This window comes from Photobacterium aquimaris, assembly GCF_002954455.1.
In the GTDB taxonomy this organism is placed as follows: Bacteria; Pseudomonadota; Gammaproteobacteria; order Enterobacterales; family Vibrionaceae; genus Photobacterium; species Photobacterium aquimaris.
On the sequence record NZ_MSCC01000001.1, the window covers coordinates 1,861,989 to 1,878,525 of the forward strand.

At 40.0% G+C, this 16,537-nt stretch carries 14 protein-coding genes and 1 pseudogene; 7 read left to right on the forward strand and 8 right to left on the reverse strand.

Annotated elements, in window-relative coordinates:
- Positions 1 to 225: 225 nt before the first annotated feature.
- The 3 genes from BTN98_RS08145 (at position 226) to BTN98_RS08155 (ending at position 2,638) form a co-directional block, all read left to right on the forward strand.
- Complete coding sequence (locus tag BTN98_RS08145) at positions 226 to 957, forward strand: nucleoside recognition domain-containing protein (RefSeq protein ID WP_060998163.1); 732 nt, start codon at positions 226 to 228, stop codon at positions 955 to 957.
- A 22-nt stretch (positions 958 to 979) separates the two neighbouring features.
- Positions 980 to 1,420, forward strand: a complete 441-nt coding sequence (locus BTN98_RS08150; protein WP_105029977.1) for a YjiG family protein — start codon at positions 980 to 982, stop codon at positions 1,418 to 1,420.
- A gap of 93 nt (positions 1,421 to 1,513) precedes the next feature.
- Positions 1,514 to 2,638 (forward strand): M20 family metallopeptidase, encoded by a 1,125-nt coding sequence (locus tag BTN98_RS08155; protein WP_060998161.1) that lies wholly within the window; start codon positions 1,514 to 1,516, stop codon positions 2,636 to 2,638.
- A gap of 140 nt (positions 2,639 to 2,778) precedes the next feature.
- Here BTN98_RS08155 and BTN98_RS08160 read toward each other — a convergent pair whose 3' ends face one another.
- Positions 2,779 to 3,147, reverse strand: a complete 369-nt coding sequence (locus tag BTN98_RS08160) for a nitrous oxide-stimulated promoter family protein (RefSeq protein WP_060998246.1) — start codon at positions 3,145 to 3,147, stop codon at positions 2,779 to 2,781.
- A gap of 299 nt (positions 3,148 to 3,446) precedes the next feature.
- Positions 3,447 to 4,460, reverse strand: coding sequence for a nucleoid-associated protein YejK (gene yejK, locus BTN98_RS08165; protein ID WP_060998160.1), 1,014 nt, complete (start codon positions 4,458 to 4,460; stop codon positions 3,447 to 3,449).
- A 76-nt stretch (positions 4,461 to 4,536) separates the two neighbouring features.
- On the opposite strand from yejK, the gene BTN98_RS08170 reads away from it, so the two are divergent.
- On the forward strand, positions 4,537 to 4,755 hold the full coding sequence (locus tag BTN98_RS08170; RefSeq protein ID WP_036793798.1) for a YejL family protein: 219 nt from the start codon (positions 4,537 to 4,539) through the stop codon (positions 4,753 to 4,755).
- 53 nt (positions 4,756 to 4,808) lie between these two features.
- Positions 4,809 to 6,683, forward strand: a complete 1,875-nt coding sequence (locus BTN98_RS08175; protein WP_060998159.1) for a DUF3413 domain-containing protein — start codon at positions 4,809 to 4,811, stop codon at positions 6,681 to 6,683.
- A 60-nt stretch (positions 6,684 to 6,743) separates the two neighbouring features.
- Here BTN98_RS08175 and BTN98_RS08180 read toward each other — a convergent pair whose 3' ends face one another.
- Positions 6,744 to 7,016 carry a hypothetical protein gene (locus tag BTN98_RS08180; RefSeq protein ID WP_060998158.1) on the reverse strand — a complete coding sequence of 91 codons (273 nt, stop codon included), beginning with the start codon at positions 7,014 to 7,016 and terminating at the stop codon, positions 6,744 to 6,746.
- A gap of 253 nt (positions 7,017 to 7,269) precedes the next feature.
- Between BTN98_RS08180 and BTN98_RS08185 the strand changes: the two genes are divergently transcribed.
- Together BTN98_RS08185 and BTN98_RS08190 are read left to right on the forward strand one after the other, a co-directional pair.
- A complete protein-coding gene (locus tag BTN98_RS08185) occupies positions 7,270 to 8,892 on the forward strand; it encodes a sensor domain-containing diguanylate cyclase (RefSeq protein WP_060998157.1) in 1,623 nt (540 codons plus the stop codon).
- Between the two features lie 40 nt (positions 8,893 to 8,932).
- Positions 8,933 to 9,004 (forward strand): annotated as a pseudogene (locus tag BTN98_RS08190) (helix-turn-helix domain-containing protein); the annotation flags it as partial.
- 128 nt (positions 9,005 to 9,132) lie between these two features.
- Here the strand turns inward: BTN98_RS08190 and BTN98_RS08195 are convergent.
- The 5 genes from BTN98_RS08195 to BTN98_RS08215 form a co-directional block, all read right to left on the reverse strand.
- Positions 9,133 to 11,085 (reverse strand): DNA topoisomerase III, encoded by a 1,953-nt coding sequence (locus BTN98_RS08195; RefSeq protein ID WP_060998156.1) that lies wholly within the window; start codon positions 11,083 to 11,085, stop codon positions 9,133 to 9,135.
- A 244-nt stretch (positions 11,086 to 11,329) separates the two neighbouring features.
- Entirely contained in the window at positions 11,330 to 12,421 is a 1,092-nt protein-coding gene (mnmH, locus tag BTN98_RS08200; RefSeq protein ID WP_060998155.1) for a tRNA 2-selenouridine(34) synthase MnmH, read from the reverse strand.
- Entirely contained in the window at positions 12,421 to 13,455 is a 1,035-nt protein-coding gene (gene selD, locus BTN98_RS08205) for a selenide, water dikinase SelD (protein WP_060998154.1), read from the reverse strand. The genes mnmH and selD overlap by 1 nt, the downstream gene beginning before the upstream one ends.
- Positions 13,456 to 13,713: 258 nt before the next feature.
- On the reverse strand, positions 13,714 to 14,262 hold the full coding sequence (locus tag BTN98_RS08210) for an NAD(P)H nitroreductase (protein ID WP_060998153.1): 549 nt from the start codon (positions 14,260 to 14,262) through the stop codon (positions 13,714 to 13,716).
- A gap of 76 nt (positions 14,263 to 14,338) precedes the next feature.
- Entirely contained in the window at positions 14,339 to 16,351 is a 2,013-nt protein-coding gene (locus tag BTN98_RS08215; RefSeq protein WP_060998152.1) for an NADPH-dependent 2,4-dienoyl-CoA reductase, read from the reverse strand.
- Positions 16,352 to 16,537 lie beyond the last annotated feature (186 nt).

Here is a 16,537-nt window from a genome sequence, read left to right on the forward strand (position 1 = left end):
ATCGATATAGAGCCCGATCACAAATACTACACGCACATTTCATCAAACTTACTTTTCACTCCCACATCTTGACCCCAATCAATATTCCAAATTCATTTTTAATCAAAATACCGCCATTACCGAATTAACCACTAAATACGTTACTTGGTAACGCATCCCAAAAAATAATTATCGGGATTTATTTAGTCAAACAATTTTTTATTTTCCGTTTATAAGGATATATCTATGAGCAATAACCCAATAGAAGGTCGTAAAGTTACCATTGGCAGCTATCTTGCCCTTATTTTTGCCGTAGTGTTCTTCTCAGGCGCACTGCAATCTAATCAATGGTATGGCGTATTTGACTTTACGACCCTAAACGGCTCATTTGGTAGTGTGGTTTATTCGGTTAGCGATACCACCGACGGCGTAGAAGCTGCTTCAACATCATTTCGTGGTAAAGGTGGTAGCGGTGCTCGTGATGGCTTTATTTTTGCGTTAACACTCATTCCAACAGTGATGTTTGCGCTAGGTATGATCAACGTGCTTGAGCATTACGGTGCACTTGATGCCGCACGTAAATTATTAACCCCATTACTGCGTCCACTAATAGGTATTCCGGGTAACTCAGGTTTGGCTTTAATTGCTTCACTACAAAGTGCCGATGCCGGTGCTGCAATGACCCGTCAGTTACAGGATGAAGGCCATTTAACCAAACGAGAAACGGATATTTTCACCATGTTCCAGTTCTCTGCCGGTGCTGCGATTGTTAACTTCTTCTCATCAGGGGCTGTACTATTCACATTAACTACAGCATCAGGTGAACCAGCAGTAACTTCTTCTATCGGTCTTGCAGTTGCGATTATGTTTATCTTCAAATTCGTCGGTGCCAACCTTTTCCGTGTGTACTTAAACATCACTGAAGGTAAAGACAATAAAGACACTAAACCAACAACTGTTGCTCAGGAAAACGCATAATGACTACTACTACAAAAAAACAATGGTTACTGATATTTTTGTTGAAGGCGCTAAAAAAGGCTGGGTAATTGCAACGACTTCAACAGTACCTAACGTATTAATGGCGTTCGTTATCATTAAAGCATTACAAATCACAGGTGCTCTTGAATTAATGGGGACATTATTCTCACCGATTATGGCTATCTTTGGTCTTCCAGGTGAAGCTGCAGCAGTATTAATTGGCGCGTGGATGTCAATGGGTGGTGCTGTTGGTGTGGTTATTACTTTATTTGACCAAGGTATTTTAAATGGTGACCATATTGCGATTCTTGCGCCTGCTATTTATCTAATGGGCTCACAGGTGCAATACATGGGTCGTATTATGGGCCCTATTCGTACTGAAGGCCGTTACATTCCAATCATGATTGCAATTTCAGTATTAAATGCCTTTGCAGCAATGTTTGTAATGAATGTATTAGTGTAATGACTGACCACACTGATACCACCTTAGTGTCAGTGTGTTTCTCTGTTTAGATTTTAGATTATCGATAAGCCATCATGGCTTGGAGCCTTTACTATGTCTTTTTCTCTTAATGATTACCTTGAAGAACTACGCCCTCTTATTAACATTGATTGCGGTACATTAACCGTTGATGGTATCGACGTTGTAGCAACGATCATGGCACAGAAATACCTTGATTTAGGCTGGAATGTTAAGCGCATTGATTGTGGTATTGCAGGCACAGGTTTAGAGGTACGTAATAAGCCCCAAGCTGAACATATTGATGTGATGCTTATTGGTCATATGGATACCGTATTCCCAGTTGGCACAGCCGCCGCTCGCCCAATGACACACGATAGTGAACGTGCTTACGGCCCGGGTGTTTCCGACATGAAATCAGGGCTATTAAGTGTCGTTTATGCATTGCGCGATCTTGATCCTGCAGCATTAGAAACATTATCTATTTGTGTATGTATGAACCCGGATGAAGAAATCGGTTCATTACACTCAGAAGAATGGTTAAAAAGCGTTGCCGTTAACGCTAAACATGTATTAGTTGCAGAAGCTGCACGTGCTGATGGCTCATTAGTTAAAGCGCGTAAAGGTATGGCACGTTACTGTCTAAGCTTTCACGGCAAAGCAGCCCACGCTGGTAATGAACCACAAAATGGTCGTAGCGCAATCACTGAAATGGCACATTGGATTTTAGCGATTAACGCAATGACGGATTTTGAATCAGGTACAACCTTAAATGCCGGTGTGGTAAGTGGTGGTGCTGGCGCAAATATTGTTCCAGATTTTGCTCAAGTAGTGGTGGATGTTCGCTTCTGGGATAACGATGAGTATGCTGCGGTTGATGCTAAAATTCGCGCATTAACCGAAACACCTTTTGTTGATGGTGTGACGATCACCGCTGAGCGCGAAGCTCATAAACCATCAATGGTACCAAGCCCACAAACTGAAGTACTAATGGCTCAAATAGAAGCTGTTGGTCAAGAGTTAGGTATTGATATTACTTGGCAAGCTGTTGGTGGTGGTTCAGATGCGAACCTAACCGCCGTTTTAGGCATTCCAACCTTAGATGGTCTAGGTCCGATTGGAGCAGGTTTCCACAGTGCTGATGAATGGCTAGATTTGGCTTCCATTGAGCCACGTATTCGCTTATTACAACAAGTGCTAGTGAAAATCGCACACCAGTAATTGATAAAAAAGAATTAAAAAAGGCTGCATTTCTGCAGCCTTTTTTCCTTTTAAATAATGTAATGACATTATTTAAAAGGAAGGACAATCGTTTCAGTTGTTAGCTTAAATTAATATCACTTAACTCAGTTAATAGCGATTTAACTGGTTTTTGCGATAATATTTGTTTTCTCGGATGACATTTGGACACTACGTAAATTGTCTAACTTAAATTGTATAGCCCGAAATGGATGGCGCCAAAAATAACGTGGATACGTCCAACGTAAAACATGGATCATCTGAAGACGCTTGGCAGATTGATAGCAATGCCCAATACAATGCATACAACTTGGCTTCTCTTCACCAAGACGACAACCTGTTACTCTCTCTTCAACATACTCGATAAGACTTTCACATTCAGAGCACATTACGGCCCCACGGTGCAACGTTTTACAATATAGGCGAATCATCGCTTTCACTGTATTCAGTTCACGCTGCGAACGAACTGAATGATTGTTAATAACTATCATAGTTGCACCATTATCCATCCCTAGTGCTCAGTGCCAATGATAAAGATCAAATTTACGCAAAAATCAGAACCTAATGAACAAAAATCATAATGATGTTCAGGCGGGTGCTTATTTGTTACACTTTAATACATTGTTCGAATAAATTACGAACAACGTACAAATATAAAAAATGCATAATCCTCGCCGCTATAAAGCTGTAAATAGCAAAAAACCACCTTGAAAATATCACTCAATACTGAGTACATCTTCAAGGTGGCTTTAGTCAATCATTGATCTAGCAGACATACTCACTACGAGTATTAATTATCACTATTTAAACGACGTAATAGCTGATCTTTTAAATTAGGTGGTGTGCCTTTGATCGTCAAAGTATCAGTTTCTGCATCATAAAAGATACGCTCGCCTAATAACATGCTGTCAAAGTTAAGCGTCATACCGCCGCCAGAACCAACAAACTTGGTCAATTTACGCATTGCACTGCGATCGGCAGGGAAGCTTTCTTCTAATTCATAACCTTGTTTAGAGGTGAAATCATAGAAATTAGTGCCATCATCTGCTGCAGGTAATTCACCTGATAATTCTTTGACTGTAACTTCATCACCAGCTTGAAGTTGGCCATTGCAATAATCGTAAACTTGCTTACGGTATTGCTGCTTTTCTTCTTTATCTAAACGCGAATCTGCACAAAAATCTTCTACTGCTTGCATCAATACTTGGTTTTGAACTTTAACGTCTAAACCTACCTCTGCTTGCATAAAATCAAGGAAGAAATCAGCAATCTTACGCCCTACTCGTCCTTTAGCAAAGGTCAAGTAACGGGTAGATTCAGCGTTAGTTTCCCATGATGACAAATCAATTCGCGCAACAATATCCATCTTATTAATATCAAGATAATCGGTCGCACTAATGCCTAACTGATCGGTCACTTTCATGCTGTGGCAAGTGGGTAACATACCAATAAACAAATAATCGGTTGCCAATGACTGGTATTCAGCCATCACCAATGTACCCGCTTCTGCGAACGGATATTTTGCTAATTCTGTCTGTAAACGCTGCACTGATTGATTAGAAAATGTCAGGAAATCTAACTCTCCTTGACGAAATTGTTTTAACCAGTGAGCAAACTCACTATCTGCGGCAAAATGAGCAAAGCCTTTTGTGCCCTTACTGCTATAAATTCGATGCAATTCAGCAACGAGATCCTCTGTCGCAGAATCATTATCAAGAGTTTGATTTCTAAGATGAATTTCTAGCTCATCTTGGTCGTTTTTTACTAATTGGTGTAGAATGACGTTCGAAAGTGTAAGACTCATAATGGAAAAGGTTTTCAGGAAAACTGAACTCTAGGTTATCATAAGTCGTTATCCTAAACATTAAACAAGATTTCTTATGCCAATTACTTCAAAATACAGCACTAAAAAAGTTGAACAAATCATTGATGACGTGTTCGATGTTCTTGACAAACATAATACATCACCAGAGTTAGCCTTAATGGTTGTTGGTGATATTGCTACTAATATTATCAATGCTAATGTACCTGTTGCACAACGTGAAGTTCTTGCACAAAAATTTGCAAAAGCACTACAGGCCTCAATTAAAAAAGATTAAGTTTAGCTCTCAAGGTTAAACATAGCATTGAAGACTGAGAAGAATTGACATTTATGGTCGCCAGCACATACAAAGACAAAGTTTCCCAACTAATTAGTTGGGGACACTGGTTTAGCTTTTTTAATATTATCGCTGCCATGCTACTTGGCACACGTTATATTATCTATTCAGAATGGCCGACAACAACTATCGGACAACTGTATCTAGGATTAAGCTGGATCGGACATTTTGGTTTCCTTGTCTTTGGTATTTATATACTGATCCTCTTTCCTGCAAGTTTTCTTATCCCTTCACAACGCTTGATGCGGGTGTTTGCGGTATTAGTTTCAACTGTAGGACTGACAACGCTACTTCTCGATACTTATGCCTACCAAAGTGTTGACTTACATCTAAGTCCGCTGGTGTGGGATTTGCTGCTGAGTGGCGAAAAAACAGAATTGAATACCCGCTGGCAATATCTATTTATTGTCGTTCCAGTCATATTCCTGATCGAGATGATATTCTCAGAATGGATTTGGCGTAAACTTAGAAAGCTAACCCGTAAAAATGTTGGTGGCCCTATCGCCATTGTGTTTGGCTTATGCTTTCTAAGTAGCCATATTATTTATATCTGGGCGGATGCTAATCTTTATCGCCCAGTGACCATGCAGCGCTCAAACTTTCCATTGTCATACCCAATGACAGCTAAAACCTTTATGGAAAAACATGGTTTATTAGATCGCCAAGAATACGCTAAACGTCAAGCTCAGCAAGGCATCAACAATAGCGAAATGATGCGTTACCCTATTGATAAACTTCACTTTATTGATCAAGGTACCAAGCAAAATCTATTAATTATTATGGTTGATAGTTTACGTAGCGACATGGTTAATAGCGATACCATGCCTAACTTAACCGCTTTTGCTGCTGATAACATAAACTATACCAATAATTACAGTACCAGCAATAATGATAGTGGTGTGTTTGGGCTACTGTATGGCTTGCCTAGCGGGTATGCCAATAGTATTCGCGCTGAAGGTAAATCACCATTATTACTTGATACTCTACAAAGTCGTGGTTATCACTTTGGCTTATTCAGTGGCGAAGGGTTTGAACAGCCTATTTATCGTGATGCGATCTTTTCTAAAACGCAACTCGCAACCATTGATAACCTTGATAATGGTAAACGTACACCAAGTGATCGTTTAGCATTTAATGATTGGCATCGTTGGATTGAAAAACAAAAAGTTGATGAACCATGGTTTAGCTTACTTGAGCTAACATCGGTCAATCAATACGAAGAAAGTAGTGATTATCCAACCAAATTCACACCGTCTTTAGGCAGTAATCTACTCCATGATAATAAAGTAGATTCCAGCATCTTACTCAAAAATAGCTATCGTAATGCGGCTTATCATATTGATGGTATTTTGGCGAAAGTATTCGCCCAATTGAAAGCACAGCACATGATGGATAACACAATTATTATTGTGACATCTAACCATGGCACTGAATTTAATGAGACTGGTAATAATACTTGGGGTTCAGACAGCAACTACAGCCAATACCAGATCAAAGTACCGATGATCATTCATTGGCCGCAGCATGGTGCGCAAGTAGTCACTCGCCCAACCAGTAACCTTGATGTAGTACCAACACTGATGGAGTCGTTATTTAATGTCGCGTCTAACCCATCAAATTATAGCTCCGGTATTAGCTTATTTGATAACGATAATGATCGCCGCTGGATCTTAGCCGGTAATAATAATGATATTGTGGTGATTCAAAAAGGAACGACCACAGTGGTTGATAAATATGGTAACTACCGTGTTTATAATGATCACTATCAATTAATGGCACAAGATAAGCCTAAGTTGTCGACATTAATGCAAGTAATGCACGAACTGAAACGTTTTTATGTACCAAACAGCATTAATGATGAAAATTAAATAATCACCATTCAAAAAGCAGCTTTCGAGCTGCTTTTTGTTTATTTATTCTAAGATCAGTTAAAGATATGTATTACGATCATCGCTATAACAATGATCAAAACCATCTTGCCAACCTCGACGGTATTTAGTCACTACCATTGAACGTTCAGGATCGCGCCGAAAGCCGTTCTGGTGAGTCGTAGCGGCGATAGTTCGACTATAACAACCATCTTGATAACCATCAAGGTAAGCCCGTTCAAAGCCTAATTCCGTTAATTGCTGATGACGACTACTACTACAGCCACTTAATAAACAGAGATAAACAATTGTCACCAAGATTATCGTCTTCATCTTCGTGCCTCCTTTCATAGCACGAATATTATGCTACTCAATTTATATTCAACATAATAAAAATAGATACTTTTTATATAACTGAACTGTAAAATTAATAAGAATAACGACGATAATAAACGTGCAATAGATCACATTTCTTATTGTAAAAAAGAAGATATCACTAACTTGTGGTATATATCCTGCTAATTTATAAGGGAATAGTTGACAATAACCATGTTACTTACTAATTAACTCATGGAATAGAGTATTAATGAACGAACAGGTTGCTGTCTTTTATCAAACCGTTGTTAAGCAATGTAATAATGCACATGGTCTAAGAACTATTTGTGAATTAATCTGCCGCAACCTGATGCAGCATCTTGCCGTTAATCATCTCCAGTTAATTATAAAATATAATGGCGAATGGAAATTATTGTTAGATCTCAACTCACAAGGGATTCAATATCACTTTCCGCCTATCACTCCCCCGACTTCAAGTGAATATTATTATAAAAATATTCATTATTACGCCAATAAAACCACCGCATCAATTGATGTATTACCTAATTATCGCTACATATTAGTGCCACTAAAACATCATTCGGTAATTATTGGCCACCTAACGCTTGCTGTACCATTAGATTCTCAGCTAGCTCCTAAGCATTTTACAATATTAACCACGTTGCTTGCTGCTGAAATCAACAATTACCTAACTAAACAAACAACCAAATCTCACAGTATCAATTGCATTAATGCTGAAAAAGAACTGCTTTCAACTAAGGAACAACAGCAAACATTATTGAATAAACTCCAAAGTATGCATGATATTTCATTTCAGTTATGGCGCTGTAACTCAATGAGAGACATGTTGTTCATTGCTATCGACGAAGCAAAAAAACAATTACAAATAGATCGCATGGCTATTTTCTTATTTGATGAACAAAAAAATATGCATGGAACATTTGGCACTGATCTTCATGGTAATACGGTGGATGAATTTTATTTTTGTTCGCCAATTCCTAATCAATGGTATGCATCTAAGACATTAAAAGATAAAGAATATCTTGCGATTCAAGAAAATACGCCTTTATTTCATGATTTAAAACAAGTTGGCTTTGGTTGGAGTGCCTATATTGCTTTATGGGATGAAGACACACCGATAGGATGGATTGCTTGTGATAATTTAATTACCGGGCAACCACTACGCACTTATCACCATCAATTACTTAAACAATATGGTTTTATTGTGTCACAGCATATTTTACGACTACAAGCCGCTGAGAACTTGATAAAACTCAATCACGATTTAGAGCAGCGCGTACAAAGTCGTACCGAAGCACTAAATAAAGCCAATGAGCAACTGCAAAAATTATCACGGATTGATGCACTCACCAATATTGCTAATCGACGCGTTTTTGATGAGACGGTAATAGCAGAATGGCGTCGAGCTAGTCGACTTGCGCTGCCACTATCGTTACTCATTCTCGATATTGATAACTTTAAAACTTATAACGATAAACTTGGCCATGCTGCTGGCGATCAATGCTTAAAAACGATCGCCACAGCACTCTCTACAGTAGAGCGTCGCGCTGGCACTTTATTTGCCCGCTATGGCGGTGAAGAGTTTGTGCTGTTATTACCAGGTCAAGATCAGCAAGAGGCAATAAATAATGCCCAACGCTTGCTCAATACCATCCACGACATCGCCTTGCCGTTTCCGTGTGACGGATTAAAGAATAATAATCACACCATTGTGACCATTAGCATTGGAATATCTACAATTATTCCTTCACAATCAAAATCTTATGATGATTTTTTCAAACAAGTGGATACTGCACTTTATCAAGCAAAAGCCAAGGGTAAAAACTGCTTTAAAGTACTATCACCGACTTAATTAACTCTTCAAAACAAAAAATAATTATCGAATAACGATAAAAGCTGTTCGGTTTTCGACACTTGATAAACTTTGCGAACAACTTGATTGCCAACCAGCAGATATTCTTTAATTTCAAAAAAACGATGACAATGATTATTTCGTTTATGGCGATAACTATTTTTAAAGATATAAATAACAAAAAAGCAGCATTTTTATGCTGCTTTTTTGTAAGTTATCAATCAGTAATTAAATCATCCACTACGATTTACGCTTTGGTGCAGCCTTAGGTTTGGTCGAGGTCGATTTTTTTGCATAACTGCGTTTTTTAGCACGAGGCTTAAATTCAGGAGAGGTGAGTGAACGCAAACTTGGTGGTACTTCACTGACTTTTACTTGTTCCATTAATGCGGTAACTTGTTGTTCTAACGTGGCCATAAATGGTTGATAGGCAAATTTTTTATCTGCCATATCATGCAATTGATGTTCCCAATGCGCGGTCATATCAGGATAAGTTGAACTATCAGGCAAGGCATAAATTAATCCCTTTCCAGCCTCTGATGCATGAATAGCTTTACCTTGGCGCTGTAATAACTGCCGTTTAAATAACATCTCTAGAATTCCTGCTCGCGTTGCCTCTGTGCCTAAGCCATCAGTATCACGCAGGATTTTCTTTAATGATGCATCCGATACAAATCGAGCAATACCCGTCATCGCTTGTAATAACGTCGCCTCAGTAAACGCTTTTGGTGGCTCAGTCATTTTATCTTTGATCTCGCCATCACGGCACACTAATACAGTACCTTTATCTAACGGTGGTACTTTATCAGCTAAATCACTGTCTTCTTTTTTATCATCGCGCCCCAGTAATGCTCGCCAACCGGGTGACATTAACTGTCGCCCCTTAGCAATAAAGATACCATTCGCGATAGTAAACACTAACTTAGCATCAGCATATTCAGCCGCAGGATAAAACTGCATTAAGTACTGCCGAGCAATTAATTGGTATATTTTAGCCTCATAACCCGTTAACACTGATGATGATTTAGGTGTCGGAATAATCGCATGGTGAGCATCCACTTTTTTATCATTCCATGCTTTTGATTTTAATGCTGTATTTGCATTATCAACCGCGGCAGCTAACTGATTATCTGTAGATGCAATCGCACGACAAACATCATTAGCTTGTTTAAAATGATCTAATGGTAGATGGCGACTGTCTGAGCGAGGGTAAGTGATCACTTTATGTTTTTCATACAATGACTGGCAGGTTGATAAAACATCGGTTGCACTCATACCAAACCGCTTTGCCGCATCAATCTGTAATGCTGATAATGAATATGGCAATGGTGGCGCTTGCTTGGTTTGCTTACGCTCCGATTGGGTGACTTCTGCTGGTTGGCCTTTAATCCGTTCAACCACATTTTCACACAATTTGCGGTTTAGCACTCGCCCTTCTGAATCTTGATGTGGTTCACAGGCTTTACTCGGTTGCCACTTAGCAAAAATTGTTTGTGTACCATAGCTAATTAACGCTAAAACTTCATAAAATGGTTTAGCGACAAAATTAGCAATCTCATCATCACGTCGAACCACCAGTCCTAAAATAGGTGTTTGTACTCGCCCAACAGATAATACTCCGCGGTAACCGCCCTTTTGACCGAGCAATGTGTAAGCACGAGTCATGTTCATGCCATATAACCAATCAGCCCGTGAACGCGCTAATGCCGATACTGATAGCGGAATAAAATCACGGTTACTGCGCATAGTTGCTAAGGCTTTTTTAACCGCAGCGGGGTTTAAATCAGAAATCAATAACCGTTGCGCGGCGGCTTTTTTGGTTTTTGATATTTTGACGTAATCAATCACTTCATCCACCAACAATTGGCCTTCACGATCGGGATCGCCAGCATGTACCACTGATGTAGCCGTTTTAGCCAATTTTTTGATCACCGAAAGTTGTTGCTTAGCCGCTTTACGGGGAATTAATTGCCATTGCTGCGGTACTATCGGTAAATCCTCTAAATGCCATTTTTTATAACGGGCATCATAAGCATCTGGCTCAACTTGCTCTAATAAGTGACCAATACACCACGTGACAATATCGCCATTACCCACTTCAATATAGCCAGTATTATTTTTATGCGGGCGAGGTAATACAGCAGCAATGGCTCGGCCTAGGCTTGGTTTTTCAGCTATATATAAGCAACTCATGGGGATCTTTATCTGCAACAATGAATACCATGACTCTACCGAAAACTGATGCTAACGGCAACATTTCACTGGATATAAAACCAGTACCAATCAAAGCATGATGATCGATCGAAGATGATCCTTGATAATGAATTAAATAATTAAAGATCAGTTGCAGATCAATAAAAAAGCCGATTTAACAGTGGATGTTAAATCGGCTTTTTTATTCGATCAGACGATAATAACGCCTTTCTCTATTTTTATATTAACGACGAGCAGCTAACCACTCTTGTACTTGGTGGTAATCACCTCTAAATACAATACGATCCGCTTTTTTATCTAATTGATAAGTATACATAGGATCATAGTACTGCTCTAATAACGGTGCTAACCAAGCATCATGCTCAACTAATGAACCGCTAGATTGCATCACTTTCACGGCGTGTTGCTGTGCTTTAAGCATCACTTCATAACGTTCAAAACCTAAACGCTTACGAATATTAAACATGCCTTTTTCTAAATACTCAGTAAATAAAATCCAACCTTGTTCCTCACCATAATGAGCCACATAGTCACGTTGCATTTTAATCACATAATCATCCAATAAACGCGCTAAACGCACATCAATAGGATCATCAATCACGGCAATATCAGCATCTTGCATAGCACGATTAATTGAAATCGGTACAGTTGCACAGCCAATATTTTTACCTTCATCTTCAAAGACAAAATGTTCAATGCCATTATCTAACTTCTTGAGCATCTGCACAGCAAGATCATTTTCAAAGGCAATTTGAGTACGCTGACGAGTAACATAGCTACCAAATGATGAACCGCGATGGTGAGCAGCACCTTCAAGATCAATACCGTTAGCCAGTACATTGACCATGATCGTCTTACCACTACCGGTATTACCAGCAACAATTGACATTGGTTTAGTAGCAACGTCATCAATAGTATCAACTAAATAACGGCGTAATGCTTTATAGCCACCAGTAATAAACGGATAGTCAATACCGGCTTCTTTTAGCCACTGTTGAGTAATTTGAGAACGTAAGCCACCACGGAAACAATAAAGGTAACCGTTAGGATTTGCTTCACAAAATGCTTTCCATTGCGCGACACGTTCTGCTTTAACGTCACCATTAACTAGCTTATGACCCAGAGCAATAGCTGCATCTTGGCCGCTGTTTTTATAGCATGTTCCTACAGCAGCACGCTCATCATCAGTCATTAATGGCAAACTGGTTGATGTAGGGAAAGCACCTTGTTGAAATTCAACTGGTGCTCGCATATCCATTAATGGCGTATCATTTACAAACAGATGACGGAAATCTTGGCAATTGGGACGCGACATTAGCAAACCTCAATAAAGGTATCGCCATCCATCGGCACAAGTTCACCAATCGCTTCCAGCAAGATGTTATGTTTTTTCGCAATCGCTTGTACTTCAGCATCGCTACTTGGATCAACGGCTAATAATAAACCGCCAGATGTTTGAGGATCGCACAATAAAGATTTTTGTAGATCGGTCATTTGACCCACTTTATGTCCATAGCTCAAGAAATTACGTTCAGTACCACCAGGAACACAACCTTGAGCGATGTAATCATATACACCTGGTAATGTTGGAATTTTATCAAACCAAATATTAGCTTTAAGGTTACTGCCTTCACAGATCTCAGTTAAGTGACCCATTAAACCAAAGCCTGTGACATCAGTCAGTGCTTTTACGCCATCGACATCAGCAAAGTCAGCACCGGGTTTATTAAGCTTACACATCCAATCACGTGCCAAACCTTTATGCTCATCAGCCAACTTAGATTGTTTTTCAGCCGTGGTTAATACGCCAATACCTAATGGTTTAGTTAGGTATAAATGACAACCTGCTTCTGCACTGTCATTACGTTTAACACGATCAGTACTTACCAATCCTGTTACAGCAAGGCCGAAAATTGGCTCAGGAGCATCGATAGAGTGACCACCAGCAAGAGAAATACCTGCTTCGCGACACACAGAACGACCACCATCAATCACTTTTTGTGCAATTTCAGGTGACAGTAGGTTCACCGGCCAGCCTAAAATAGCAATTGCCATAATAGGTTTTCCGCCCATTGCGTAAATATCACTGATTGCATTTGTCGCTGCAATACGACCAAAATCAAATGGGTCATCAACAATTGGCATAAAGAAGTCAGTGGTACTAATTACAGCTTGACCATTACCGATATCATAAACGGCAGCATCATCTTTACTCTCATTACCAACTAATAAATTAGGATCAGCAAAAGGTGCTAATTGAGTACGAAGAATAGTATCAAGTACTTGGGGAGAAATTTTACAACCACATCCGGCACCGTGGCTGTATTGTGTTAGGCGAACATTTTCCATGACACGCTCCAAAATATAGAAAGAATCAGCGATTCTACTCCTGCCCTCGACAACTGTCATCTTTCCAACTCAAAAGCGGTCATTTTCTGCTAAAACAAACCCACATTGGTGCTAATAGTCATCAATTAGGAATAAAAAAGGTGATGTTATTCACGGTTTAACACCATAAAATAACTATCACCTTCCATTTTTAACTCTAGTTTTACAGCAACGAAGATTTATATACTCGTTAATGTTACATCTATTGTGTATCTGTGATTACAAATACTCAACATATTGAGCCAGATCACGTTCATGGACCTTAGCTTCGCGGCAACCGATCGAACCGAGATATAAAAAGCCTACAATCATGTCTTCGCCGGTAACACCCAATGCTTCACGTACAACTGAGTGATATGCCCAAGAACCTGTACGCCAGAAACCGGAATACCCTTGTGCAACCGCTGCCATTTGCATTGCTTGTGCTGCACAACCAGCAGACAGATGTTGTTCAATAACTGGTACTTTATGATCTGATGTCACTTTACTAACCACAGTGATCACCATCGGGGCACGAAAAGGGGCTTTAGAGGCTTTTTCAATCACAAAATCATCAAGATCATCAGCCTTAGCAGCAGCAACCAAAATATCCGCTAATTTCGTTAACCCTTCACCTTGAGAAACAATAAATCGCCATGGCGTTAAGCCGCCATGATCAGGAGCACGTAATCCAGCACGAAAGATATTCTCAAGAACTTCTCCTGCTGGTGCTGGATCAACTAATTTTGGTAGTGAGCGGCGATTAAGCAGAAGTGATAGCGCGTCCATAACAACCTCAAAATGAAAATAATTATTGTTTACTCTATAATAAGACAGGTAAAGCGTAGAGCACAAGTGATGGCCATTATAACTTTGCCGCCAATTCAACCCCTTGCCGTATTACTCGCTTTGCATCGACTTCTCCAGCTTCCTCTGCACCACCAATAACATGTACTGCAATACCTTGCTCAATTAATAGTGCTGACAAACTATCGACCGAGGTTTGACCGCTGCAAATAACAATATTATCCACTTCTAAAATACGCGCCCGCCCATCGATTATCAGATGTAATCCTTGATCGTCAATAGCGTGATATTCCACTCCGTCCCATAAATGTACGCCGCGCTTTTCTAACGTACGACGATGGATCCAACCGGTTGTGCGTCCGGGTCCTTTACCGACTTTTCCTGATCGTCGTTGCATTAACCACACTTCACGAGGACTAATATAATCTTCGCTCGGCAGCAGGCCGCCACTATAAGTTAGACTTTTATCGATATTCCACTCACGCAGCCAACTATCAAGATCGCTATCAGCAGGCTCTGTCAGCATGGTGGCAACATCGACCCCAATCCCCCCCGCACCTATAATCGCCACTTTTTTTCCAAGTGTCAGTTTGTCTCGAATTAATGTTTGATAATCAATTACTTTTGAGTGTTCAATTCCAGTAATAGGCGGAATACGAGGCTGCACGCCTGTTGCAATAATGACTTCATCATAACTCAATAATTGTTCGGCATTCGCTTCCACACCGAGGTGAACTTTAACCCCTGTTTGCTCTAAACGACGCGTGAAATAACGCACCGTTTGTTTGAATTCTTCTTTACCCGGGATCTGCATTGCCAAATTAAACTGACCGCCAACATGGTAATTTTTTTCAAACAGATCGACTTTAAAACCTCGCTCAGCCGCGGCAACCGCACACGCCATTCCCGCAGGTCCAGCTCCGATCACTGCAACACTTCGATTTGTCGCTACAGGCGTTAATACCAGTTCTGTCTCATAACAGGCTTGAGGATTCACTAAACAACTGGCACGTTTACCAACAAAGACGTGATCCAAGCAAGCCTGATTACAGCCAATGCAAGTATTAATATCATCGGCACGGTTTTGCTGCGCTTTTAATACAAATTCAGGATCAGCTAAAAATGGCCTTGCCATCGACACCATATCTGCTTGCCCTTGTGCCAAAATATCTTCGGCCACTTGCGGCGTATTGATGCGATTGCAGGTCACGATAGGAATCGATACTTGTTGTTTTATTTTTTCAGTAACCCAGGTAAATGCAGCTCGTGGTACTTGAGTCGCAATTGTAGGAATACGTGTTTCATGCCAACCAATACCAGTATTTAAAATAGTGACTCCCGCCGCTTCTAATGCTGTCGCCAACTGCACCACTTCATCATAAGTGCTGCCTTGCTCCACCAAATCCAACATCGACAATCGAAATATAATAATAAAATCAGTACCAACACGCGCTCTCACTGCACGTACTATCTCAAGTGCAAATCGAATCCGATTATCATAACTCCCCCCCCAATCATCGTAACGTTGATTCGAGCGCTGACAAATAAATTGATTAATGAGATAGCCTTCAGAACCCATTAATTCAACACCGTCATAACCCGCTTCTCGAGCAAGCTCTGCACTATTAGCAAAGTCATTAATGGTATTGTTAATTTGCCGATGACTCATTTTAGAGGGGGTAAATTTAGAAATAGGAGAGCGAATAGCAGAGGCACTGACCGCAAACGGAGACATTGCATAACGTCCAGCATGCAATAACTGTAGTGCTATTTTACCACCTTGTTGGTGCACAGCTGTGGTAATAAGACGATGTTTACGCACATGACGACCATTACTAAACTCAGCACTGAAAGGATGTAATCGGCCACGAAAGTTTGGTGAAAAACCGCCAGTAACAATCAGTCCAACCCCCGCCTTTGCTCTAACAGCATAAAACGCAGCCAGTTTATCAAAACCACCGCGTTCATCTTCTAAGCCAGTATGCATTGAGCCCATCAATACACGGTTACGTAATTGAGTAAAACCAAGATCCAGCGGTGCTAATAAAAATGGAAACATAGTATCGTCCATGAGCGGCTCCTAACTGTTATGGTCTGACCAGTATATTTCAGCTTAGTTAATAACACCAACATTGTTAACACAAAGGCAACATTTACATAATGCGACTCAATAATTATAATCGATTGAGTCTATTTATTTTACGAACGCTAACAATTAAGTCGTAAAAAACTGCAATTTAGTAGTGACTACGTTACG

Bases quoted from the DNA above. Each gene is read 5' to 3' on its own strand.
- BTN98_RS08185 (WP_060998157.1), top strand. From the start codon at position 7,270: ATGAACGAACAGGTTGCTGTCTTTTATCAAACCGTTGTTAAGCAATGT.
- BTN98_RS08195 (WP_060998156.1), bottom strand. From the start codon at position 11,085: ATGAGTTGCTTATATATAGCTGAAAAACCAAGCCTAGGCCGAGCCATT.
- BTN98_RS08170 (WP_036793798.1), top strand. From the start codon at position 4,537: ATGCCAATTACTTCAAAATACAGCACTAAAAAAGTTGAACAAATCATT.
- yejK (WP_060998160.1), bottom strand. From the start codon at position 4,460: ATGAGTCTTACACTTTCGAACGTCATTCTACACCAATTAGTAAAAAAC.
- BTN98_RS08150 (WP_105029977.1), top strand. From the start codon at position 980: ATGGTTACTGATATTTTTGTTGAAGGCGCTAAAAAAGGCTGGGTAATT.
- BTN98_RS08160 (WP_060998246.1), bottom strand. From the start codon at position 3,147: ATGATAGTTATTAACAATCATTCAGTTCGTTCGCAGCGTGAACTGAAT.
- selD (WP_060998154.1), bottom strand. From the start codon at position 13,455: ATGGAAAATGTTCGCCTAACACAATACAGCCACGGTGCCGGATGTGGT.
- BTN98_RS08210 (WP_060998153.1), bottom strand. From the start codon at position 14,262: ATGGACGCGCTATCACTTCTGCTTAATCGCCGCTCACTACCAAAATTA.
- BTN98_RS08175 (WP_060998159.1), top strand. From the start codon at position 4,809: ATGGTCGCCAGCACATACAAAGACAAAGTTTCCCAACTAATTAGTTGG.
- BTN98_RS08180 (WP_060998158.1), bottom strand. From the start codon at position 7,016: ATGAAGACGATAATCTTGGTGACAATTGTTTATCTCTGTTTATTAAGT.
- BTN98_RS08145 (WP_060998163.1), top strand. From the start codon at position 226: ATGAGCAATAACCCAATAGAAGGTCGTAAAGTTACCATTGGCAGCTAT.
- BTN98_RS08215 (WP_060998152.1), bottom strand. From the start codon at position 16,351: ATGGACGATACTATGTTTCCATTTTTATTAGCACCGCTGGATCTTGGT.
- BTN98_RS08155 (WP_060998161.1), top strand. From the start codon at position 1,514: ATGTCTTTTTCTCTTAATGATTACCTTGAAGAACTACGCCCTCTTATT.
- mnmH (WP_060998155.1), bottom strand. From the start codon at position 12,421: ATGTCGCGTCCCAATTGCCAAGATTTCCGTCATCTGTTTGTAAATGAT.